This window comes from Paenibacillus sp. J22FR83 (assembly GCF_059691955.1).
In genome coordinates this window covers 271,715-293,477 of the sequence record NZ_JCAUAM010000002.1, presented here as the reverse complement: position 1 = coordinate 293,477, position 21,763 = coordinate 271,715, and the positions used below count along the sequence as shown (strand labels likewise).

Here is a 21,763-nt window from a genome sequence, read left to right as displayed (position 1 = left end):
ATTTCGAAAGATGCACATATTACCCACAATTTCTACGATGTTTATTGTGATTAGTGCCATTTTTGTTGGGTTCGGATGGTATCATATTGTCAAAGGAAACCGGGATACACATGAAAAGCTGATGGTTCTAGGGGCGATATTCGCTTTAGCCTTTTTCATCATTTACATGTCCCGCACCTTGTTCGAAGGAAACACAGCATTTGGTGGACCAGAGAGCTTAAAGCTGCCTTATCATTTGTTCTTGTTCTTCCATATTACGTTGGCTACAATAGGGGGCGTACTTGGCCTCGTCACACTATGGTTCGCTTACAAAAAGAAATTCCTGAAACATAAGAAAATCGGTAAAGTTGCCGCATTGGTCTGGCTGTTGACAGCACCAACAGGCGTGATGGTTTACGTATTGTTGTATGTCTTGTATCCAGGCGGAACAACGAAGCCAGTTATTGATGCGATTTTCGGTTTGTAAAAGGTTGAGTTATAGCACGGAATGATGGGTAAGATCATCATTCCGTGCTATTTTTTTGCCTTTCTAAGGGCTAATTTTGTGATTCTGCCCATCGGATTGTAGAAATCAGCAATTGGACATGACGAAATGACCATGCCATTCTTCATTTTGCTCATAGGTTAATCCGTTTGATTCCGCTACCCTTAAGGAAGAGATGCATCTCACCATAACATGTAGTGGAGGGTCAACGAATGAAGAAAATTTTAGCTTCAACCATGATAGTCATGATGATGGGTACAGCCATTGCCTGTTCCTCGAAGACCGAATCAGTGACAACAACGAGTGAGTCACAGTCACCAGCGACAACTACCGCGACGACGTATCCCATGACTACAGATAAGACACTTACCTATTGGGGAGAGCTGAACGGGAACTTAACAGGTGTGAAAACAACACACGCCGATGTCCCTTTTTTCCAAGAGTGGCAGAAGAAAACAGGCGTTCCGATGAAATTCTTAGCGCCTCCTACAGGACAGGCCAAAGAAGCGCTTAACGTGATGCTTGCATCGGGAGATTTGCCGGATATGATCGAATACAATTTCCTGAGCGATTTCCCAGGTGGACCTGAGAAAGCCATTAAAGATGGTTACATTTTGAAATTAAATGATCTGATTGATAAATACGCGCCTAACCTGAAGAAATACCTGAAAGAGCATCCAGATGTCGACAAGATGGTGAAAACCGATAACGGCAGCTACTATGCGTTCCCTTTCATTCGTGGAGATGAGTACCTGCAGGTCTTCCAAGGCCCGATGATTCGTAAAGACTGGTTAGACGAGTTAGGACTTCCTGTTCCTGAAACGATTGATGACTGGACAACGACACTGAAGGCATTTAAAGAGAAGAAAGGTGCAGCAGCGCCACTATCGTTTATCAGTAAACCTAGATTTTTCAATGAGTCCTACAACGGTGCATTCTTAGGTGCATTTGGGGTGAATCGCGGCTTCTATTTGGATAATGGCAAAATTAAATTCGGACCGTCGGAAAGCGGCTTTAAAGAGTACTTGAAGACGTTCCACCAATGGTTTCAAGATGGCTTGCTAGATAAGAACATTGCTACGGTGGATAACAAAGCCTTGGACGGCAGCTTCGCTACGGGTGCGACAGGGGCAAGTATCGGTAATGCTGGAGGCGGAATTGGGAAATGGCAGCCACTGATCCAGGCTAAAGACCCTAAAGCACAGCTGGTAGCCGCGCCATATCCGGTATTGAAGAAAGGCGATACGCCGAAATTTGGTCAAAAGGATAACCCATATTCCTCAGGTGGCATTGTCGCGGTAACAGGAAAATCCAAGAATCCAGAATTAGCAGTGAAGATGCTGGATTATGGGTACAGTGAAGCCGGTCACATGTTCTTCAACTTCGGAACAGAAGGCGTTAGCTACGCAATGGTGGATGGCTATCCGAAATATACGGATTTGCTCATGAAAAATCCAGATAAGTTAGCTCCTGCACAAGCGATGTCGATGTATATTCGCGGCAGCTACAACGGTCCATTCGTCCAAGATAAGCGATATGCGGAGCAATTCTTTGTCCTGCCAACGCAACGCGATGCTATCAATGTGTGGAAGAAAACCGATACAGCCAAATACAGCTTGCCGCCGCTTACGCCGACACCAGAGGAAAGCTCTGAGTACGCGAAAATCATGGGCGACATGAACACGTTAGTGGACGAAATGACGTTGAAAATCATTTTGGGCAACGAGCCTGTAGATGGCTTTGAGAAGTATGTGGACAAAATGAAGTCCTTGAATTTAAGCCGGGCTATCGAGATTCAGCAAGCAGCACTTGATCGCTACAACAAGCGATAAGTTTCATTTAGAGCAAGTGAAGTGGGGGATCTATGATCCCCTGCTCCACAAGTAAACTGGCGAGAGGGTGAGAATGGAGATGGCCAATACACAGCCACTGGAAAGCGTAAAGCTTACGAAACAACAAACCGCGTCAAATCGGTATATCCGAGATTTTATTGCCAATAAGTACTTGTACCTGATGATGGTACCCGTGCTCGCTTATTACCTCATTTTCCATTATGCTCCGATGTATGGCGCCTTAATTGCCTTCAAAGAGTATTCACCGATGAAAGGAATTCTAGGAAGTGATTGGGTAGGTTTTAAGCATTTTCATGACTTCTTCAGTTCGTTTTACTTCTGGCGGATATTGAAAAATACGTTGGTTATCTCGTTGTACTCTTTACTATTCGAGTTCCCTGCTCCGATTATTTTGGCGCTCTTGATTAATGAAGTACGAAGCAAGACGTTCAAACGGGTCGCACAAACGATTACGTATATGCCTTATTTTATCTCACTAGTCGTGATTTGCGGGATCATTACGGACTTTACGAATGCGGATGGTGTCATTAATAATATTGCGATGTCCTTCGGATATGACGGGCAAGCCATGCTGCAGAAAGCGGAGCTGTTCCGGCCGATCTACATTTTATCCGAGATTTGGCAACGCATTGGTTGGGAATCGATTATTTATATTGCTGCGTTAATGAGTATTGATACCGAACAATATGAAGCTGCACGCATGGACGGCGCAAGTCGCTGGAAACAGATGATGTATATTACATTGCCAGGCATTATGCCGACGATTGCGATTATGTTTATTTTGCGAATGGGTAATTTGTTGAACGTGGGTTTTGAGAAAATCATTCTACTCTATAATCCGGTCACTTATGAAACAGCGGACGTGATTTCCTCTTTCGTCTATCGCAAAGGATTGCTGGAGTTTGGATGGAGTTACAGCTCGGCTGTTGGCTTATTCAATTCCGTTATCAATCTAATCCTACTCATTACAGCGAATTACATTAGTCGTAAAGTAAATGAAAGCAGTTTATGGTGAGGTGATGTTGATGAGAAAAGGACCTAGTTTCGTTGAAAGACTATTCGATATAGCGATTCATTTGATTTTAACGCTGCTTGTCGTAGTTACGTTGTACCCTTTGCTTTACGTATTATTTGCGTCGTTCAGTCATGCGAATGAATTAGTTGCACATAAGGGAATTTTATATAAATCACTTGGCTTTAGTTGGGAAGCCTATAAAGGGGTAATGAAGAACCCTGGGATTCTTATTGGTTACCGCAATACGATGTTTATCGTTGTGGCTGGCGTGATCGTCAACCTATTGATGACTGCGCTGGGTGCTTACGTGCTATCTAGGAAAAATGTCATCTGGAATAAGGCATTTATGATCATTATCGTGATCACAATGTTCTTCCACGGAGGCTTAATTCCACTATATCTGATCGTCAAAAATGTAGGCTTACTCGACACCCTATGGGCGACGATTATTCCATTCTCGATCTCCACATTTAATTTGATTATTATGCGAACAGCATTTATGGCGATACCAGACAGCCTAGAGGAGTCGGCCAAAATTGATGGGGCCAATCACTTTACGATTTTGTTCCGCATCATCATTCCGTTATCCATGCCCGTTATTGCCGTTATGATTCTGTACTATGCGGTAGATAAATGGAATGGTTGGTTCTACGCCTCGATCTTTATCAAAAATCGCGATCTCTTCCCCCTGCAGCTCGTTCTCAGGGAAATCTTAATTTCCAATTCAACAGATGGTATGTCTGTGGGAGCGGATGCGGGTGATCGTTTTCAGATTGGGGAAACCATTAAATATGCGACGATCGTCGTGGCAACATTGCCAATTCTGTGTGTCTACCCATTTGTGCAACGCTTCTTTGTCAAAGGGGTTATGGTGGGCTCCCTGAAGGGGTAGAGCATGTAAATAGGGATCTAGTAGCGCTTTTATCAATCGGATTTGTCATTTTGGACATTCCTCCCCTTGCGAACAGAGGTATAATAGAGTGAAGGAGACAATCCCTTCAGAGGAATTTTCAGGGTGCGCAGTGGGAGGAGATCCATGTGAAGCTTCGATTTTTTTGGCCAAAAAGGAAGAGCATTATCTTTACTTGGCTGTTATCATACAGTGCCGTATTGTTCGTGCCGATGTTGATGAGCATTCTTATTTATTCACAGTCTAGTCATGTGCTCAAAAGTGAAATTCATCGTGCGAATGATTCTTTATTGAAACAAGTCCGTTACACGATCGACACGCAGTTCGATTTGATGAAACGGTTGAATATGGAAATTACTTGGAATGCTAAGCTTCAAAGTCTGATGTACACCAATGTACGAACCAATGATGATCAATATCTCGCGTTTCAGCTCGTCAAAGAGTTTCGGATGTATCAGACTTCGTATGCGACGATTGATGAATTCTATGTGACTTGGGATCAGGAGGCATCGATTCTCCGTCCAGGCAATATGCGTGATCTGCATACAGCGTTCGATACGATTCATAATACAGGTACGCTCCGGTATGAACAATGGCTGGATACGATTCACCAAGCTACGAATAACCAATTTCTGATCCTCCCCCGTGTAGATGCGGGTCCTTCTTCATCCTCCATCGCGTATGTCACACACTTGCCTAAGGATCTGAACGGCAAACAAACAGGCACAGTCGTTGTGATGGCTGATCGAGAGCGATTCGAGAAAGCCATTGAAAGCATTTCAGGGTTTAGCGGTGGTCAAATCGTCATCCTTAATCATGACAATCAAGTTCTACTCTCCAATGTTCCTGTGACGGTGAACAAGAATCTCATTTTGGACCAAATGCCGGATGAGGATACTGTCACGTATAAGCCATCACAGGATGGAGAATCAGAGCTTTTCTATATTCAGTCTGCTGTTTCTGATTTGAAATATGTACTGATCATCCCAAGTCGTATGTATTGGGAAAAAGCGGAGTATGTCCGCAAGTTTACCTATATTAGCGTACTCATCAGCTTATTTGGTGCAGCGGTGCTAACATGGTTCTTTCTGCGGCGTAATTACACGCCGATCCAACGTTTGGTGCAATCCATTTCTGACCAAAATGCGTTCGAAGAACGCACAGATGGGAATGAACTGCATTTCATCCAAAGAGTGATCTCGCATACTCGTAATGAGAAGGATCAAATCGCGATGCAGTTGCAATCTCACCATCATGTGCTTCGCTCGAATATGTTAAATCGATTGATGAAGGGTCGAATCGATTCGCTCGTATCGTACGAGGAAGCTTTCAAAACTTTCCATATGGACGTGATTTCGAACCATTTCGCGGTTATTCTGTTTGCGGTTGAGAATTCCGATAGTATATCTACGAATTTGCCAGGTATGGACATCAATGAACGTAGAAAATTAATGCAGTTCATTATCACGAATGTTGTTGAAGAACTCACGGGTCATCGCCAGCATGCTGGATATGTAGCCGAAATCGATGACATGATGGTGTGCTTGGTGAACTTTGCAGAAACGGATGCAGCAGAGCGTAAGGCTGACTTGGATTGGATTGCTGCTGAGGCGCAGCGATTTCTAACACGGTTTCACATGGATTTAACGATATCCATCAGTGGTGTTCACCCTTCTTTGATTGGCGTTGCTGAAGCCTATAGTGAAGCGCTGGACGCGATGGAATATAAGTTGGTTCGAGGGAAAAGAGAAATCATTACTTACGATGAGATTCGAATCGACACGGCAGATAAGCTTCAACAGGGCTATTACTATCCGCTCCAAGTGGAGCAGCAAATTATTAATCTCATTAAAGCGGGAGATATTGAGCAAGCTTCTGCCAGCATGAACGAGATTATGGGGCGTAATTTCGATAAGCCGTTGGTGTCGCTTACTTTGGCCAGATGCCTAATCTTCAATCTAGTAGGTACGATGGTGAAAGCGATGAATGAGCTAGGGGATGGAACGACGCAGCCATGGTTAGGGGACAACCCGTTATGGATGGAGAAAATCATTGCCTGCGACACCATTCTCGAAATGCAGCAGGAACTGCAACTGCTACTCAGAGAGGTATGTGCTTTTGCCGCTTCCAAGATAGAAGCGAACCAGACGAAAGAACGCACGGAAACCTTGCGCGAGCTCATCGCGAAAGTTATGAGATATATTGAGGAGCAGTATCAAGACGCTAATTTGAATGTGAATACCATCGGTGAGAACTTTGCCTTAAGAGGCAGCTATGTGTCCAAGTTATTCAAGGATCAGACAGGTGAGGGCTTACTCGACTACATTACGAAATATCGGATTCAACAGGCGAAGAAGATGATCAGCTATAAGCAAGATTCGATCTCAGAGATCGCGCGGCTAGTTGGCTATAATGAAGTGGCTACCTTTATTCGTGTTTTCAAGAAATACGAGGGAATAACACCTGGGAAATATAAGGAAATGAACTAATGCGGATCGAGCAATCAGATATGGGGAGGGGAACAGAATGAGTAGACGAGCTAGCAGCAAGTTGCTAGTACTTCTATGTGCAATGACTCTTGGGTTGTCGGCATGCTCTTCTGAGAGCCCGAGCAACCTTACGACACCGTCAGGGCAGCCGACAGCTTCGGCTAAGGATAAGGAGCAAGCTGTGCCCGCAGCTACTACGAAGCTGACCTATTGGTCTGAGCTGAATGGGAACGCCGCGAGTGTCAAAGCGAAGTTCAAGGATATTCCCTTTTTCCAAGAGTGGCAGAAGCGAACAGGGGTCCAGCTTTCCTTCATACAGCCGTCTGCGAATCAAGCTAAGGAAGCAATGAATGTCTTATTAGCCTCTGGCGACTTGCCTGATATGATGGAGTATGAGTGGGACAGCTTTCCTGGCGGTCCTGAAAAGGCGATCAAAGATGGGTATATTTTGAGACTGAATGAAGTCATTGATACGTATGCTCCTAACTTGAAGAAGTACTTGAAGGAGCATCCAGACATCGATAAGCAAATCCGGACAGATGACGGCAGCTATTATGTATTCCCTTTTATCCGTGGTGATGAGAAACTTCGTACGTTTCAAGGACCCATTATCCGTCAGGATTGGCTTCATGAACTCGGTCTAGAGGTACCAACCACGATAGAGGAATGGCATACGGTGCTCAAGATGTTCAAAGAGAAGAAAGGGATTGCAGCTCCGCTAACATTCCTAGGTGTGCCGAATCCACTGTTCGGGATTGAGGGGGGCGCTTTTGTAGGCGCATATGGGATTCGCAAAGGCTTCTATCAGGATCAGGGTGAGGTCAAGTATGGTCCAATTGAGAAGGGCTACCGAGATTTCTTGGCCACATTCCGAGACTGGTATGAGGAAGGATTAATTGACAAGAATATCGCTTCGGTGGATACCAAAACGATGGACTCCAACATGATTACAGGGCGCAGCGGGGCGACAGTTTGGAATGCGGGTGCTGGTATTGGGAAATGGCAGCCACTCGTAGAGGAGAAAAATAAATCGGCACTATTTGCAGCAGCTCCCTATCCCGTGCTTCATAAAGGAGATAAGCCGAAATTTGGGCAGAAAAGCTATGATTACGTCGGTACCGGCGGGGTAGCTATTTCGAGTAATAGTAAACATGCAGCAGAGGCTGCCAAGCTGCTTGATTACGGCTATAGTGACGAGGGGCATATGCTCTTTAATTTCGGGATAGAAGGAACGAGTTACACGATGAAAGACGGTTACCCGACGTACACGGATTGGATCCTGCGAAATCCAGATAAGCTGGCACCTTCGCAAGCTCTGTCGATGTATACGAGAGCAAGCTATTTCGGGCCATTTGTTCAGGATGTTCGGTACATGGAGCAATATTACACCTTACCTGAGCAGAGGAGAGCGATTGGCATCTGGGCGGAGACGCAAGTCGAATCATATACGTTACCCCAAATTCCGAAAACGGAGCTTGAGAGTGCTGAATTTTCATCTATTATGATGGATGTGATGACACTCGTTGATGAGATGTCTCTGAAGATTATTCTCGGCGTCGAGCCGCTGGATGCGTTCGATAGCTATGTGAGTAAGATAAAAGCATCCAAAATCGATCGAGCGATTGAGATCCAGAAGTTAGCGTTAAATCGCTATGAGAAGCGTTAGTGGCTTCTCTTTTTTATTTCTGCGAAGAAAAATTCATTGTTTTTCCATTTTCATGTAAAATAGTGTGGGTAAGCAATTTCATGAGGGAAGGCAGGCACAGTTGATGACACACCCTTTGATTGTTCAAGACGTAACGAAGCAGTACGGGGATAAAACCGCCGTAAATCGCATAGGGCTGCAAGTGAAACAGGGAGAAATCTATGGCTTGTTAGGCGCGAACGGGGCAGGCAAAACAACAACGATGCGGATGGTACTTGGACTCATATACCCAGATGAAGGCAGCATAATGTGGAACGGACAGGGATATCGGGAAGAGCTGCGGAGCTTGATGGGGTATTTACCTGAAGAGCGGGGCTTGTATCCCAAAGTCAAAATTAGCGAGCAGATCTTATACTTAGCTGAGCTTAAAGGAATGAAACGACGCGATGCAGAGCGCAGCTTGAAGTTGTGGTTGGAACGATTTGAGGTTCCTGAATATTACAATCGCAAGGTTGAGGAATTATCCAAGGGAAACCAGCAGAAGATTCAGTTTATTGCCGCGGTTATTCACAATCCAGATATCCTAATTCTAGATGAAGCTTTCAGTGGACTCGATCCAGTGAATGTAGAGTTGTTGAAGAAAACGGTGAAAGGCTTGCGCGACGAGGGGAAAACGATTTTATTTTCCAGCCATAGAATGGAGCATGTGGAGGAGCTTTGTCAGAATATCTGTATGTTGCACCGTTCAAACACGATACTTCAAGGCAATTTAAAAGACATTAAAGCTAGCTTCGCGAAGGAGAGAGTTGTGCTGGAGACAGCGACGAATGTGGAAGGGTTAGAGAAGGTTCTAGGTGTAACATCGGTGAACCAAAGGCAAAATGGGTACGAGCTTCGTATTGCTAATCCGGAAGCCGCGCAGCGTATTTTGCAATATGCGATGGAACGGTCCACTGTGCAGCGATTTCAGATTATGGAGCCAACCTTGAATGAAATTTTTATCCAAAAGGTGGGAAGCCAGCATGAATAGTATATGGACTGTCATTAAATTTACCTACATGTCTCGCTTTCGCATCAAATCGTTTCAAGTCATGAGTCTAATCTTGCTAATCTTGATATCGCTATTGATTCATCTTCCATCCATTATCCAACAATTCTCATCTGATGAGGCGACGAAAATAGGCATATTTGGCACGAAACAAGCGGCTGTGTCGGCCAAATTAGAGGCATTTTATAATAATCAGCCCAATGCAGAGATACAAATTGTACCTCTTACCGATCAAGGAAGTACGGAAGCTAATGAGGCTTATGGGAAACAGCAAATTGCGGATAAGAAAATCAAGGGATACTTAGAGTTCACGGATGGGAAACAAGGCGGATTCCCGAAGATGATTTATAAATCCACAGGAACATCGGAGAAAAACAAGCTACAAACGACTCTTCAGCTAATCAAGACGGATATGGTGCTGCAAGGAGCAGGTCTGCCAGATGCGATTAAAACGGATATTCAAACGCCTGTGTCGTTAGAAACGGTGCAAATTTCTACATCGGATCAAGCTGCTAAAGGCAAAACAGAGTCCCAAATGAGGTTGTCCTATATATTGGTGTATATCCTGCTCTTCATGCTATACATGGGTGCAATTGGATTCGGTAATCTCGTTGCAACGGAAATCACAGCGGAGAAAAGCACGCGCGTCATGGAATTACTCATTACAAGCGTGTCACCGCTCAAGCAGATGTTCGGTAAAATCATTGGTATTTGCTTGCTGGCGCTATCACAAATTGCCGCATTAATCGTTGTCGCAGCTCTTAATATCCAATTGAGTGATGCATCAGCCATCAAGGAACTGGATATTAGCTGGAGTGATTTAGAGTTATCACTGATCGTTTACTTCTTAATCTTCTACTTACTCGGATTCTTCATCTATGCGACGATTTTCGCCGCAGTAGGCTCGCTTGTCTCCCGTACAGAGGACGTGGGACCAGCTATTATGCCAGTTACCTACGTCATCGTTGCCGCTTTCATGATTGCGATCTTCGGACTTAATCATCCGAATGCACCATTCGTAGTTACGATGTCATTCGTACCATTTTTCTCGCCTATGATCATGTTCTTGCGTATCGGAATGAGCAGTCCAGCGTTCTGGCAGGTTGCACTTTCGATTGTCATTCAACTGCTTTCAATCGGCGCAATGGCTTGGCTCGCCGCAAAGATTTATCGTACCGGCGTGCTGATGTATGGCAAGCGCCCGACGCTTAAGGAGTTGCGCAAAGCGATGCGTGCGTATCGGTAGGGGGAAGGGAATACGATTAAAAGGCTAAACAAGGGATGTTCTTGTTTAGCCTTTTGTGCGCTCTATTGATCATTTGAAATGATTATAAAAGAACGCATTTCTACATCAATTTATTCGGTAAACCCAGACGCCTTAATTGTTTGGGACAGATTTACCTTCAACCAGAGCAAAAAAAACCTATAATCATTCTGATATTGAATTAATTTATAACACTTTTAATAAAGATCAAGCTGAAAAGGTCTTGTATCAGAATGCGATTAAATGGTACTTGAAATAACAGGATAGCTAAAGGTAAATGGTGAATATTTCTTACTGAAGAGGTGATGGTTAAAATGAAGCAAGGGTTAATCATTTTTCTAAATGGAACTTCAAGTTCGTAGTTCATTAAACTAAGGCCTTCATCCAATCGGAGGAATGATATGACAACGGTTAAAAGAAAGTTACATTGGACAGCTGCAGTTGGGGTATTTAGTTCATTTTGGTTAATATTGTGGCTTTTCTTTATCCTAGCAACTCTCTATGACCTCAAACAACCAGATGCGGATCCTGCACTTCGTAACACATTGTCAATTGTAAGTGTACTCGCGCTATGGGCGGGGTATCGGGCAACGAAACGTCTGACTCTCTTAAAATATGGGGAGTTCCGTCAAGCGAACATCGCTAAGCGAACATCGCTAAGCGAACGGAAGAAAGTTATGATAACTATTTCGGTACTTTAGGAAAGGTATCCCTGGTCCATTGCAGTTTCATGTTAAATAATCAAACATACAGCAATATTCATTTGTGGACTCCTATTGCTCTTAAGAAAAAAGGTACGGTAGGAATCGTCTACAATACTCGCAAACCGAGTTACTTTACTATGGCTAGACGACTTCGCGCCTATTTTGATAGCTCTACGAATCAGTGGCGATCCTCTTTGTGGCATGTCATTCCAAGGTTAACTTTAATGGTTATTATTTTAGCGGGCATCTTCGCATTATTGTGCTTGAATACCATTTCTTGGAGCCAGGAGTCATTTCAATTGCGGTAGTAAAGGCAGGTTCATTTGCTTTTATTTGCCGTTAGGGCTGATTTCATGCAGCCAGCGTTGCAGCTCATGTCCAATCGCATGCGGATTCTCTTCTGCTAGATGGTGAAACCCTTTGCCGATATCAAACAAGCTCAAATTAGGCAGATGCTTCCGGCACCAGACAAGCTGCGGCTCGCGTACGGTGCATCCTGGTGTCGCGAAGAAGAGCAGCTTGGGCACAGGTGAAACCGTAAACCATGCATTGCGAGCGTTCACCGCATCGACGACTTCGGGCGGATGTCCTTCAATGGGAATTTGGTTCGGGAATACCCACATGGGCCTTCTGTCTTCCGACTTACGGAAAGGTTCCCGATAGAACGCAAGCTCTTCCGGACTGATTGCTCGGTTTATAATGGTATTCGTCATGCCTTCAATAAACACGCTGTTGTCCCGCATAAACGGCCATCCTTCTTCCGGATCGCGTAGCTTTTGGAACAATGGCTGCGCTTCTGGCGGCGAGAAATCGGACCAAGACTCATTCGGATACAAGGCTTGAGGCTCGAGCATCACAACAGCCTTGACTTTATTCGGATGATTTGTTGCATATTGCAAGCCGATGGCAGCGCCCCAATCATGCATGACAAGCGTTATTCTATCGAGCTCTAATTGTTCGATGAAGCGTGTTACGTAATCGACATGTTCCAAGAACGTGTAGCCAATGCCGGATTTATCTGAGCGGCCCATGCCGATCAAATCAACGGCGATGCAACGATGGGATTCTTGAACATAGGGTATGATATTGCGAAACGTGTAGGACCAAGTGGGGTTGCCGTGCAGAAACAAGACCGGATCGCCGCTTCCAACTTCGATATAATGCAGTTGATGGCCATTCACCGTCATGTAATGGGATTCAAAAGGGTATTCCTTGCCAATGGGCAGCGTTTCGATATGAGACATTATTGGAGCAGCTCCTTCGTTGTGAGGTTCGGTTGATAAACCAAGTGTAACATTACCCCCCAGTACGCTCATTGTAAAAATGCGACAACCTTGTCGGTAACCAAGGAGATCGCTCGTAGGTTTGTGAATATGAATATATTCAATAATATAAGTGATCACTTGGGCCGGACAAAGGTTCGTTGTCATGGAGGGATCGTTTTAATTCCGGTTGAACCTCGCTGCGGAAGAACTGCTCGGGACTCGTACCGGCGAATGATTTGAAGTCTTTGCTCAAATGGGCATGGTCTGTATAACCACAAGCCTGGACGATATCTAAATAATCACAACCTGCATAGTGAAGCCGGATGGTTCGCTGGAAGCGGACTATGCCTGCGAATTGTTTGGGTGACGTGCCGATCAGAGCGTTAAATCGGCGTTCCAGCGTGCGTTTGCTCACATATAACTGCGCGGCCAAGCGCTCGATTGACAGCGAGCCCTGCTGCTGTAGGATGGCTTGTGCAGCTGCCTGAACCAGTTGTTCATCCACATTGTCACGCAGAGCTGACAACAGAAATTGCTGCACGATATCCACGCGTTCCTTCGCACTGGATGCCTCTGCGAGTTTTTCTTCCATCTCCTGAACGTCTTTGGGAGGGAAGACGAGATCCAAAGATATATCTACATGTTGAAATTCATGAATGGGGTATCGGGTAAAATGAGACAGACCCCCTGGCTTGAACGAAATGATAACAGTTCCGATTGCACCGGTGCCCATGTATTCCTTAAAGGTTACATGCATACCGGTGATGCCACTGGAGCTCATGAGGATGACCTTATCATTTTCCAGTAATTTCATCGGCTGCCCGTACTGAATACCGATCACCGTCATGGTGCTCGGCAACACTTTAACCGAATTGCGGTTGGAGAAATTAACCGCATTGAAGTCATCCTGCACCATGATGGCTTCGATATAGGGTCGTAGGACCAGTGATGGCGTATATTTTTGGATAAACATATGGCGCTGAGCGTTCTCCTCTCGTGCAAGGGTCTGTCACCATTATACGCTATCGTTACGCATAGTCATAAAGAAAAGCGACCTTAGCCAGTATGGCTAGAGATCGCTTCTTTGTTTTTAGAGCGTGAGTTTCAATAACATGGATGCATGCGGGGCAAGTGTAAAAGAAAGCTCACCAAGTGTACCCAATTCTTCGCGATTCCAGAGGTCACGCACACTGCCAATGGTATCGGTGCTAAGCTGGGAAGGTGTTACTTGAAGTGTTTGAACGTTGTCACTCGCATTAAATAGAGCGACATAACGGACGCCTTCGCTCCCTTCCGAAGTCCAGACGATATGCTCATTCTCCCTGTACAATTGGCGAGCATCTCGTCCATTACGAAGAACATCCAACACTTCTTCGTTCGTGAGCAGTGACAATGTCCACTCGTCATTATCTCTTAGCTCGCCGCCAAACATCAACGGAGAGCGGAAGATGGCCCAAAGGGACATCATCGTTTGCTGTTCGTCTCTTGTGAATCGTGTCCAGCGGTCGCTTGCCCCACCGTCAACGGAACGAATGCCGATATGACCGAGCGGCAGCATATCGCAATCTGGCCAATTGCCTGCTCCAACATGTGGCGCCCATTTCTCACACCGTTCGAACATGCCATAGAGTAGTCGCCAAATGTCCCAGAAATCATCGGTCATCCGCCAAAGGTTGGCATTTGCCTTCAGCTCTTCTGCGAATTCGAGCGGTGCCGGACCTGGAGAAAGGCTCAATACCATGGGACGTCTACACGTATCAATCGCCTTACGAATGAGTTGAATTTCGTCTAGTTGAATGCCGTAGAGCAACGAATCGGCGATATCATCAACTTTGACATAGTCGACGCCCCAGGAGGCATACAGCTCGAATAAAGAATTATAGTAGGCTTGCGCACCATCTTTGGATGGATCAACGCCGTACATATCTGTATTCCACTTGCAGATAGCCCCATTCCACGTCTTGGCGATGGAGCGTGCCGTTTCATTTGTCCCCAGCAGAGGTGTATCCGCATGGACGGCTTGGCGTGGGATCCCTCTCATGATGTGGATACCAAACTTCAAACCAAGGCTATGCACATAATCAGCCAGGGGCTTGAAACCTTGACCATCAGCAGCGGATGGAAACCGATTTGCAGCCGGTATGAGACGGGAATACGCATCCATTTTAAGTGGAACATAAGGACGATAAGCCGAAGAAACTGCTCCAGGCTCGTACCACTGGATATCGACGACAATATACTCCCAGCCGTAAGGTTTAAGATGTTCAGCCATATATTGCGCGTTCCCGCGTACTTCTTCTTCATTGACGGCTGCGCCATAACAGTCCCAGCTATTCCAGCCAAGCGGTGGCGTCTCAGCCCATTGATGATGATTAGTCATTACATGAACTCATCCCTTCCTGATTAAGGTAATAGCCATATAATAAGACGAAGTTGCTAGGGAAGCTAGCGTAATGTTTTGCTGTCATATGTAAAATATTGCGGTTTGATCCTAATCGAATACGATCTGATCAATGGAGAGAAGTTCCTTTCCTTCACGGAATCTGCTTGGTGAGTAACCGATCCAACTGCGGAACACTTTGCTGAAATAGCTGCCATTCTGGTAACCGACTTCTTTCGCAATCTCTTCAACGGTCAATGAGCTGGTCCGCAATAGTTTCACAGCCAGTTCGATTCGGAGTTTAGACGTATAGGCCATAGGTGAAAAGCTTGTCGCTTGATGGAAGGTACGTGCCAGATGGTACTTTGAGCTGCCTGCAGCTTCGGCGATTTGGTCAAGACCATCCAATGTTCGGAAGTTGATTTCGATATAATCAGCGGCTCGTCGAACGATCGCTGGCCAATTGCTTCGTTCCTGGCGCTGCGTACTTCCGCTTCGAAGAAGCTCCATCAGGAAGCTATACACAAGCGAAGATGCGTAATACCCGTCTTTTATTGCGCCGATTCGGGCTTCGGAGTAAATGGTTTCGAGCCGGCGAATAGCCAAGCTGCGGGGTTCGAACAGTGGCAGAGGTCCAAGCTCCTGACGAATTTCCCTCCATACCTGCTGCAGATGGCTCTGCCGAAATAAAGCGAAATAAAACGTCCAATGCGAGCTGTCTCGGGGTAAAAAGTAGCGATGGTTTCCTGGTATTTCAACCAAGAAGGCAGTTCCCTCTGGCACATCGTGAAGTTGGCCGTCTAGCTCGATTCTTCCTCGTCCAGAAAGCGTATATTGAATCAAATAGAGGGGGCCATCAATTCGTTTCATGCCGTCCCAATCATAATCGTGCTGCTGGATATCTTGAAATCCAACGGCAAATAATTGGCAAAGCGGAAGTACGGGGTTTTCTTGGAAGCGGTACCCGTAAACGCCGTAGTTATCTTTCATGACCATAATCGATGGTTACCCCTTGTAGGAATATTTGTATGAATGCTAGATTTTAAATACCTGTTATCAAATAGTACCATGATCGTTACATGGAAAAAAAGCACCCGATTGGGTGCTCTTAGTCTTAACTATAATCGTCACTCGTCAGCGTAGTCCCTACAATTCGAACGGAATATTCTGCCTCCGGCGTTTGAAGAATGAAGGTTTCACCAGTTGATCTCGATAACAATTGATTTCCAAGTGGGGAAAATAACGATATCCGATTATGATCAGGATCTGTCTCTGTGGGGAGGACCACGGTAAATAATTCATTGGATTCTTCCCCTTCGTAACAAATCGTTATGTTACTTCCGATTACGGTAACTTTGTTCAACGTCTTGACAAGATTAACATCATCAAGCTCAAGTAATCTCTCCAATATTTTTACATAGTGTTGAATACTCTTATGCACTTGGATCTTCTGCTGTGAAGGATAACTGTCAAGGTACATCGTCATTTGCTCGTCAAGAAAAACAAGCTGATCGACCAGTCGACTACGGGTAGGGTTGGACAAATGACTACGGTTCATCGTAGATTCCACCCCACATGATGAGATTCCAATATCGATCTAATTGCCTCATGTCCAAAACCTCCGGAAAATTAGTTTTCTTAATAATGCTTGTTAATACTTCTGTAAGATTGAAAAGAATAGAAATACAGCAAGAAGAACTGTAGAGAAGACCGAGAGCAGTTTAAAGAAGGTCTCCATTTTCGTGTGAACACCTCGTTTACTTGGGATTACTTTCTCCCGTTTTATAAACCACAAGGATGGCACTACGTTGAAACCCTACCCCGCTTGGGGATGACTTCAAGATGGATCCATAGCAAACGTTAACAATTTGTTCCTCTTTCAATTCGGCTAAAAACTGATTAGCTCTTGCCTCCGCATAAGACGCATCTGTATCTAAAAACTCTTTTACCTGTATCACTTCGAATTCCTCCCTGAATTGTTTGATTGACTAGCATGTACAGCAAAAACACAACCCAATCACATAAGCCCTCACCCTTTCGCAAAGTACAAATAGTAGATGTACAATACCCATAAAAGTATAACAAGACATCCCGCAAAGAAAGGCGGAACGTCTTGTTGCTTTGACCATAACACTTTATCTATGGGGTGTCAATTTGATGTTCGTTATGAGGAGGGGAACTGTAACTTGACTTGGAGTTAACTCCAGAGGGTACACTATACCTGTAGGAATTATGTGCTATAAGAAAGCGAGGTCTCATCAGATGGATTATGTGAAACTAGGAAATACAGGCTTGGATGTATCGCGGATCAGTCTTGGATGCATGAGTTTTGGCGTAGCAGAGCGGTGGACGCACCCATGGGTGCTGAATGAAGAGAACAGTCGTCCGATTATCAAAAGAGCGCTCGAACTCGGAATCAATTTCTTTGATACCGCGAATATTTATTCAGATGGAACGAGTGAGGAAATAGTTGGACGAGCACTGAAAGATTATGGGAATCGTGATGAGATTGTTCTCGCGACCAAAGTTCATTTCCGCATGCATCCAGGTCCCAATGGGGGAGGTCTTTCCCGGAAGGCTATCTTGAGTGAAATGGATAAAAGTCTGAAGAGACTGGGTACCGATTATGTTGATCTGTATCAAATCCATCGCTGGGATTATCATACGCCGATCGAAGAAACGATGGAAGCCTTGCATGATGTAGTGAAAGCTGGCAAGGCGAGATACATTGGTGCATCTGCGATGTATGCCTGGCAGTTTCTAAAGGCCCTGCATGTAGCTGAGAAAAATGGTTGGTCACGATTCGTATCGATGCAAAATCATCTTAATCTCATCTATCGTGAAGAGGAAAGGGAGATGATGCCGCTGTGCAAGGATCAAAAAATCGGCGTCATTCCATACAGTCCCCTGGCATCTGGTAGATTAACACGTGATTGGTCAGAAACAACGCACCGCTCCGAAACGGACCAAGCTCAGAAAATGAAATATGATGCATTTGCAGATAAGGATCGAGTTATCGTAGAGCGTCTTGCAGCAGTAGCTAAACAACGCGGCGTTCCTCGCGCGCAAGTGGCCCTTGCCTGGTTGCTGCAGAAAGAACCTGTAACAGCTCCGATTATTGGTGTTACACAAATGTCGCAATTGGATGATGCAGTAGCTGCGCTTTCTCTAACGCTAACATCTGAGGAAATTGCGTCGTTGGAAGAACTGTATGTGCCACATCGCGTCGTTGGGGCCATCTAAATGTTGATCGCCGAAGTAAGCGAGAAATTTGACTTGTCACAAGATACTCTACGCTATTATGAACGAATCGGACTTATCCCGCGGGTGAACCGCAATAAAAGCGGATTAAGAGACTACTTGGAAGAAGATTGCAGATGGGTTGAATTTATCAAATGTATGCGAGGTGTGGGTCTCCCCGTTGAAACTTTGATTGACTATGTGCGACTGTTTCAGCAAGGAGATGAAACGCTGGAGACGAGGAAAGAACTCCTAGCCGAGCAGCATAAGCAACTCACAGCAAGAATGGCAGACATGCAGAAAGTCCTTGAGCGTCTAGAGAGTAAAATGGATAGATATGACGAGATGATCGGAGCCGCACGCCAGACAAGTGGTTTTTCTCCTGTTATTTTCTCGCCGTAGATAAGCGGGAATTAAGAGAGGGAAGCGAACCTGGTCGATGTAGGCGCTGTAAGGATGTTTTTCACCGTTCCAGAGGTGATGTTGCTGGGAAAGGGTCAGTTTCACCGTTCCAGCGGTGAGCGGCATACGCAGCAAAAACAAAGGAGCTAAGCGCAAACTACGCTTAGCTCCTTTTCAATTTATCTGCCCGGCAGCAGCTGCTTAATCCAACCGCCGAAACTCTTCGGATTCCGCGTTTGGATGAGCACGACGCCTTCGCCGCGGAATCGGCAGACGACGCCTTCCCCGCTGGTAAGGCTGGAGATCCAGCCTTTGGCTGCTTTTTCAATCGTATACTGCGTATAATCCGGCCAAGCGACAAGGTGCCCGTTATCGATGAGCACTTCTTCGCCCGGTTTCAAGTTAACTGCATGAATCGCGCCGTAAGAGGAGAGGAACACAGTGCCTCTACCGCTGATCTCTACGATGAAGAAACCTTCGCCGGACATGAAGCCGCCCATCAGATTCTGCATTTTCGTGTTGACTTGGATACCAGAGGTGCCAGCAAGGAAACCGTCCTTTTGCACAAAAAGTTTGTACGAGCCATCTAACTCGACAGCTTCAATATCGCCGATTACGGCAGGCGCGAGCAGCACTTCACCTGATCCACGATTAGGAGTCAATTCTTGAAAGAAGAACTTCTCTCCGCTAAGCATGCGGCCGAGTCCTTTCATGATTCCGCCATCTACTGTTCCTTTCAGCTCGATATTAGGGGACATGGAAACCATCGCTCCAGCTTCGGCTTTAATGTTCTCACCCGCTTCAAGCTGAACGCGCAGCATGGGAAATGCGCCTTTATATAAAATTTCGTGTTTCATCGTATTCCTCCAGTGTGTTGATTTTATTTTAAAAGTTGAACGCCATATTTCTCTACGCCTCTTTGGGCCGTATGGTTGCATCCAGACTGCGATTCGTATACACGAAGATCGCACAGAGGAGCAGAATACTCATCGTGACATAGAACACAGAAGTGAAGCCGTACGCAGCTGCCAAGTGACTCCCGAGCAGGGGGCCGATGAGATTGCCAAGGAATAGTGAAGATGTATTGAATCCATAAGCGGTGCCTTGAATCTCTGGAGCTGCAAGCTTCATGACCAGTGCGTTCAACGACGGAATCATGCCCCCGATGAACAGTCCGAGCAGGAACCTACCGACCAACAGCATGGAGATATTCGTGGCAAAAGCCTGCGGGATAAAGGCGACTGCCGCCATGACGAGGGCGATGACCAGCGTCATGCGCTGACCGATTCGGTCACCAAGCCGTCCTAATGTCGGTGCCCCGAATAAATTGGCGATACCGGTAATCGCGACGATCAGTCCAGCGAAGAAGGCCAAGTGAGCCCCTGTATACAAGGTTTTGGCATACACCGTAACGATCGGTTCGATGCTCATCATTCCGATCTGAGTGATCAGAGATGCAGCGAACACAGGCAGCAAGGGGCGAAACAGGCGCCACTGTGTTTTCTGTTTCACCTTTTTGTCGGCAACAGGCTTCCGTTCTTCCTTAATGAACAACATGACGATGAGGCTGGCGCATAGCATGAGTCCGCCTGTGAAGAAGAATACATGGTGGTACCCGAGAAAGCTCGCCAACACTCCGCCAATTAAAGGGCCGATGAGCGTGCCTGCAATAGCGCCTGTTTGCAGCGTGCCTAACGACTTCCCTGAATGCTCTCGCGGCGTCAGGGAGGCTTGCAACGAGACGGCCATCGAGATGAAGCCGGAGAAGAATCCGTTTAGCAACCTCAGCGATAATAGCTGCCATGGCGATGTGACAATGCCCATCAGTGCGGTTACGATAGCCATCCCGAAACCGGCGCGAAGCAGCATGATTTTGCGTCCGCGTCGGTCTGCAATGGCTCCCCACAGGGGCTGGGTCAAGAAAGAAGTAATGAATTGAGCAGCCACAATCCAGCCTGTCCAACGGACAATATCATTGAGATCGTGAACCCCTAGCTCCCCGATATAGAGAGGTAAGAACGGGAGAACCAGATTCATGCCACACGTAATGGAGAAGTTCGCGCCCCAGAGTATCCATAATGACTTTTTCCAATGTAAAGGGATTGCCATGATGAGGACTCCTTATCCTTTTTTTCTCAGTATAGCATAAATGAATCGCTGCCCAAGCATCTAGGTCCCTTGTGAAAACTGTTGGCGATAGCTGCGAGGGGACATTCCTTCCAGTTTGGCGAAGCTCGCCGCGAAATAGGCTGCCTGCTCAAAGCCCACTTCTTGGGCAATATGGGCAATGGGTCTCTCCGTTTGCAAGAGTGAGAGTTTGGCTTGTGCCACACGTAATTTCAGGAGGTAGGTTACGGGCGAACAACCGTATTCTTTCTGCATACAGCGAGCGATGTAGACCGGATGGAAATTGAGCTCATCGCCCAGTTGCTTAGCAGACACAGGTTCGCGAAAATGCTGTCTTAAATAGGAAGCCGCTTTCTCTGCGCAGGTTCTGGAGGCGGAGGCGTGATCGGTCTCACCAGACGCGGCAAGCTGATGCAGAATCTCTTGGAACAACTGCTGTTGGGCGAAACGAACACTACTCACATGAGAACGGGAATGCAGCTGTAGAAGCTGGTCGAAAACCTCGTACATTTTCTCAGGATGCTGTAACGTCGTAAATTGCGGAATACGCATCGTGAACGGTTCCACGGCGAAAGCCTCTACCTCGGCTTCCTTAGGAGCGGGATCCTCCAAGGAGACATGGGGGGCGGCAGCAGGATTAATTAACTCCCATGCACCGCCTACATGGAAATGCAGCCAATAGGTGTGAGTGAGCTCGTCGCACTCCTTGGTTGCGAAGTGATAACGATCAGGCCGCAAGATGACAGCATGCCCTGCCCCAACCTCGAATCGGGCATCCTCCTCCCCGATGTAGAAGCAGCCGGCCGTTGTGATAAGCAAATCAAAGACTTGGATATTGCTGCGACTCGGATGCTGACCACCCTGTGGAATACTGTTTAATCCACTTGTGATATAGTGCGGCAGAGGAGGGATCGTGATCTCAAGAAATGCCATGAAA

Annotated in this window: 20 protein-coding genes; 11 read left to right on the top strand and 9 right to left on the bottom strand. The window is 46.1% G+C overall.

What is annotated here, in order from left to right; all coding sequences use genetic code 11:
* Nucleotides 1–10 precede the first annotated feature (10 nt).
* The 9 genes from AC58PV_RS04815 to AC58PV_RS04775 all read left to right on the top strand — a co-directional run bounded on the left by AC58PV_RS04815 (nt 11) and on the right by AC58PV_RS04775 (nt 11,409).
* A complete protein-coding gene (locus AC58PV_RS04815; protein ID WP_068663238.1) occupies nt 11–466 on the top strand; it encodes a DUF420 domain-containing protein in 456 nt (151 codons plus the stop codon).
* Nucleotides 467–696: 230 nt separating this feature from the next.
* On the top strand, nt 697–2,316 hold the full coding sequence (locus tag AC58PV_RS04810) for an extracellular solute-binding protein (RefSeq protein ID WP_497431137.1): 1,620 nt from the start codon (nt 697–699) through the stop codon (nt 2,314–2,316).
* A gap of 181 nt (nt 2,317–2,497) precedes the next feature.
* On the top strand, nt 2,498–3,352 hold the full coding sequence (locus AC58PV_RS04805; RefSeq protein ID WP_497431380.1) for an ABC transporter permease: 855 nt from the start codon (nt 2,498–2,500) through the stop codon (nt 3,350–3,352).
* Nucleotides 3,353–3,362: 10 nt separating this feature from the next.
* Nucleotides 3,363–4,244, top strand: a complete 882-nt coding sequence (locus AC58PV_RS04800; RefSeq protein WP_497431136.1) for a carbohydrate ABC transporter permease — start codon at nt 3,363–3,365, stop codon at nt 4,242–4,244.
* A 146-nt stretch (nt 4,245–4,390) separates the two neighbouring features.
* Entirely contained in the window at nt 4,391–6,751 is a 2,361-nt protein-coding gene (locus tag AC58PV_RS04795) for a helix-turn-helix domain-containing protein (protein ID WP_497431135.1), read from the top strand.
* Between the two features lie 37 nt (nt 6,752–6,788).
* Nucleotides 6,789–8,417: an extracellular solute-binding protein gene (locus tag AC58PV_RS04790; protein ID WP_497431134.1), complete on the top strand. Its 1,629-nt coding sequence runs from the start codon at nt 6,789–6,791 to the stop codon at nt 8,415–8,417.
* A 103-nt stretch (nt 8,418–8,520) separates the two neighbouring features.
* Nucleotides 8,521–9,426, top strand: a complete 906-nt coding sequence (locus AC58PV_RS04785; RefSeq protein ID WP_497431133.1) for an ABC transporter ATP-binding protein — start codon at nt 8,521–8,523, stop codon at nt 9,424–9,426.
* A complete protein-coding gene (locus AC58PV_RS04780) occupies nt 9,419–10,690 on the top strand; it encodes an ABC transporter permease (RefSeq protein WP_497431132.1) in 1,272 nt (423 codons plus the stop codon). The genes AC58PV_RS04785 and AC58PV_RS04780 overlap by 8 nt, the downstream gene beginning before the upstream one ends.
* Before the next feature lie 419 nt (nt 10,691–11,109).
* A complete protein-coding gene (locus AC58PV_RS04775; RefSeq protein ID WP_497431131.1) occupies nt 11,110–11,409 on the top strand; it encodes a hypothetical protein in 300 nt (99 codons plus the stop codon).
* A 332-nt stretch (nt 11,410–11,741) separates the two neighbouring features.
* On the opposite strand, the gene AC58PV_RS04770 is transcribed toward AC58PV_RS04775, so the two are convergent.
* The 6 genes from AC58PV_RS04770 to AC58PV_RS04745 all read right to left on the bottom strand — a co-directional run bounded on the left by AC58PV_RS04770 (nt 11,742) and on the right by AC58PV_RS04745 (nt 17,015).
* A complete protein-coding gene (locus AC58PV_RS04770; RefSeq protein WP_497431130.1) occupies nt 11,742–12,656 on the bottom strand; it encodes a haloalkane dehalogenase in 915 nt (304 codons plus the stop codon).
* 139 nt (nt 12,657–12,795) lie between these two features.
* Nucleotides 12,796–13,650: a helix-turn-helix domain-containing protein gene (locus tag AC58PV_RS04765; protein ID WP_497431129.1), complete on the bottom strand. Its 855-nt coding sequence runs from the start codon at nt 13,648–13,650 to the stop codon at nt 12,796–12,798.
* 117 nt (nt 13,651–13,767) lie between these two features.
* Complete coding sequence (locus tag AC58PV_RS04760; RefSeq protein WP_497431128.1) at nt 13,768–15,057, bottom strand: glycoside hydrolase family 27 protein; 1,290 nt, start codon at nt 15,055–15,057, stop codon at nt 13,768–13,770.
* A 111-nt stretch (nt 15,058–15,168) separates the two neighbouring features.
* Nucleotides 15,169–16,053: a helix-turn-helix domain-containing protein gene (locus AC58PV_RS04755; protein WP_497431127.1), complete on the bottom strand. Its 885-nt coding sequence runs from the start codon at nt 16,051–16,053 to the stop codon at nt 15,169–15,171.
* Nucleotides 16,054–16,171: 118 nt separating this feature from the next.
* On the bottom strand, nt 16,172–16,615 hold the full coding sequence (locus AC58PV_RS04750) for a GreA/GreB family elongation factor (protein WP_497431126.1): 444 nt from the start codon (nt 16,613–16,615) through the stop codon (nt 16,172–16,174).
* Nucleotides 16,616–16,814: 199 nt separating this feature from the next.
* A complete protein-coding gene (locus AC58PV_RS04745) occupies nt 16,815–17,015 on the bottom strand; it encodes a sporulation protein Cse60 (protein ID WP_497431125.1) in 201 nt (66 codons plus the stop codon).
* Nucleotides 17,016–17,319: 304 nt separating this feature from the next.
* On the opposite strand from AC58PV_RS04745, the gene AC58PV_RS04740 reads away from it, so the two are divergent.
* Together AC58PV_RS04740 and AC58PV_RS04735 are read left to right on the top strand one after the other, a co-directional pair.
* Nucleotides 17,320–18,300, top strand: coding sequence for an aldo/keto reductase (locus tag AC58PV_RS04740; protein ID WP_497431124.1), 981 nt, complete (start codon nt 17,320–17,322; stop codon nt 18,298–18,300).
* Nucleotides 18,301–18,699 carry a MerR family transcriptional regulator gene (locus AC58PV_RS04735; protein WP_497431123.1) on the top strand — a complete coding sequence of 133 codons (399 nt, stop codon included), beginning with the start codon at nt 18,301–18,303 and terminating at the stop codon, nt 18,697–18,699.
* Nucleotides 18,700–18,878: 179 nt separating this feature from the next.
* Here AC58PV_RS04735 and AC58PV_RS04730 read toward each other — a convergent pair whose 3' ends face one another.
* Genes AC58PV_RS04730 through AC58PV_RS04720 form a run of 3 tightly spaced genes read right to left on the bottom strand, consistent with a single transcriptional unit; the run spans nt 18,879 to nt 21,759 of the window.
* On the bottom strand, nt 18,879–19,556 hold the full coding sequence (locus tag AC58PV_RS04730; protein ID WP_497431122.1) for a TIGR00266 family protein: 678 nt from the start codon (nt 19,554–19,556) through the stop codon (nt 18,879–18,881).
* Between the two features lie 52 nt (nt 19,557–19,608).
* Nucleotides 19,609–20,808 carry an MFS transporter gene (locus tag AC58PV_RS04725; RefSeq protein ID WP_497431121.1) on the bottom strand — a complete coding sequence of 400 codons (1,200 nt, stop codon included), beginning with the start codon at nt 20,806–20,808 and terminating at the stop codon, nt 19,609–19,611.
* A 60-nt stretch (nt 20,809–20,868) separates the two neighbouring features.
* Nucleotides 20,869–21,759: a helix-turn-helix transcriptional regulator gene (locus AC58PV_RS04720; protein WP_497431120.1), complete on the bottom strand. Its 891-nt coding sequence runs from the start codon at nt 21,757–21,759 to the stop codon at nt 20,869–20,871.
* Nucleotides 21,760–21,763: the final 4 nt, after the last annotated feature.

Excerpts from the sequence above, each read along its gene's own strand:
- AC58PV_RS04725 (WP_497431121.1), bottom strand. The coding sequence starts at position 20,808 with ATGGCAATCCCTTTACATTGGAAAAAGTCATTATGGATACTCTGGGGC.
- AC58PV_RS04720 (WP_497431120.1), bottom strand. The coding sequence starts at position 21,759 with ATGGCATTTCTTGAGATCACGATCCCTCCTCTGCCGCACTATATCACA.
- AC58PV_RS04765 (WP_497431129.1), bottom strand. The coding sequence starts at position 13,650 with ATGTTTATCCAAAAATATACGCCATCACTGGTCCTACGACCCTATATC.
- AC58PV_RS04775 (WP_497431131.1), top strand. The coding sequence starts at position 11,110 with ATGACAACGGTTAAAAGAAAGTTACATTGGACAGCTGCAGTTGGGGTA.
- AC58PV_RS04730 (WP_497431122.1), bottom strand. The coding sequence starts at position 19,556 with ATGAAACACGAAATTTTATATAAAGGCGCATTTCCCATGCTGCGCGTT.
- AC58PV_RS04810 (WP_497431137.1), top strand. The coding sequence starts at position 697 with ATGAAGAAAATTTTAGCTTCAACCATGATAGTCATGATGATGGGTACA.
- AC58PV_RS04760 (WP_497431128.1), bottom strand. The coding sequence starts at position 15,057 with ATGACTAATCATCATCAATGGGCTGAGACGCCACCGCTTGGCTGGAAT.
- AC58PV_RS04735 (WP_497431123.1), top strand. The coding sequence starts at position 18,301 with ATGTTGATCGCCGAAGTAAGCGAGAAATTTGACTTGTCACAAGATACT.
- AC58PV_RS04740 (WP_497431124.1), top strand. The coding sequence starts at position 17,320 with ATGGATTATGTGAAACTAGGAAATACAGGCTTGGATGTATCGCGGATC.
- AC58PV_RS04750 (WP_497431126.1), bottom strand. The coding sequence starts at position 16,615 with ATGAACCGTAGTCATTTGTCCAACCCTACCCGTAGTCGACTGGTCGAT.
- AC58PV_RS04815 (WP_068663238.1), top strand. The coding sequence starts at position 11 with ATGCACATATTACCCACAATTTCTACGATGTTTATTGTGATTAGTGCC.
- AC58PV_RS04800 (WP_497431136.1), top strand. The coding sequence starts at position 3,363 with ATGAGAAAAGGACCTAGTTTCGTTGAAAGACTATTCGATATAGCGATT.
- AC58PV_RS04770 (WP_497431130.1), bottom strand. The coding sequence starts at position 12,656 with ATGTCTCATATCGAAACGCTGCCCATTGGCAAGGAATACCCTTTTGAA.
- AC58PV_RS04790 (WP_497431134.1), top strand. The coding sequence starts at position 6,789 with ATGAGTAGACGAGCTAGCAGCAAGTTGCTAGTACTTCTATGTGCAATG.
- AC58PV_RS04780 (WP_497431132.1), top strand. The coding sequence starts at position 9,419 with ATGAATAGTATATGGACTGTCATTAAATTTACCTACATGTCTCGCTTT.
- AC58PV_RS04805 (WP_497431380.1), top strand. The coding sequence starts at position 2,498 with ATGATGGTACCCGTGCTCGCTTATTACCTCATTTTCCATTATGCTCCG.
- AC58PV_RS04755 (WP_497431127.1), bottom strand. The coding sequence starts at position 16,053 with ATGGTCATGAAAGATAACTACGGCGTTTACGGGTACCGCTTCCAAGAA.
- AC58PV_RS04785 (WP_497431133.1), top strand. The coding sequence starts at position 8,521 with ATGACACACCCTTTGATTGTTCAAGACGTAACGAAGCAGTACGGGGAT.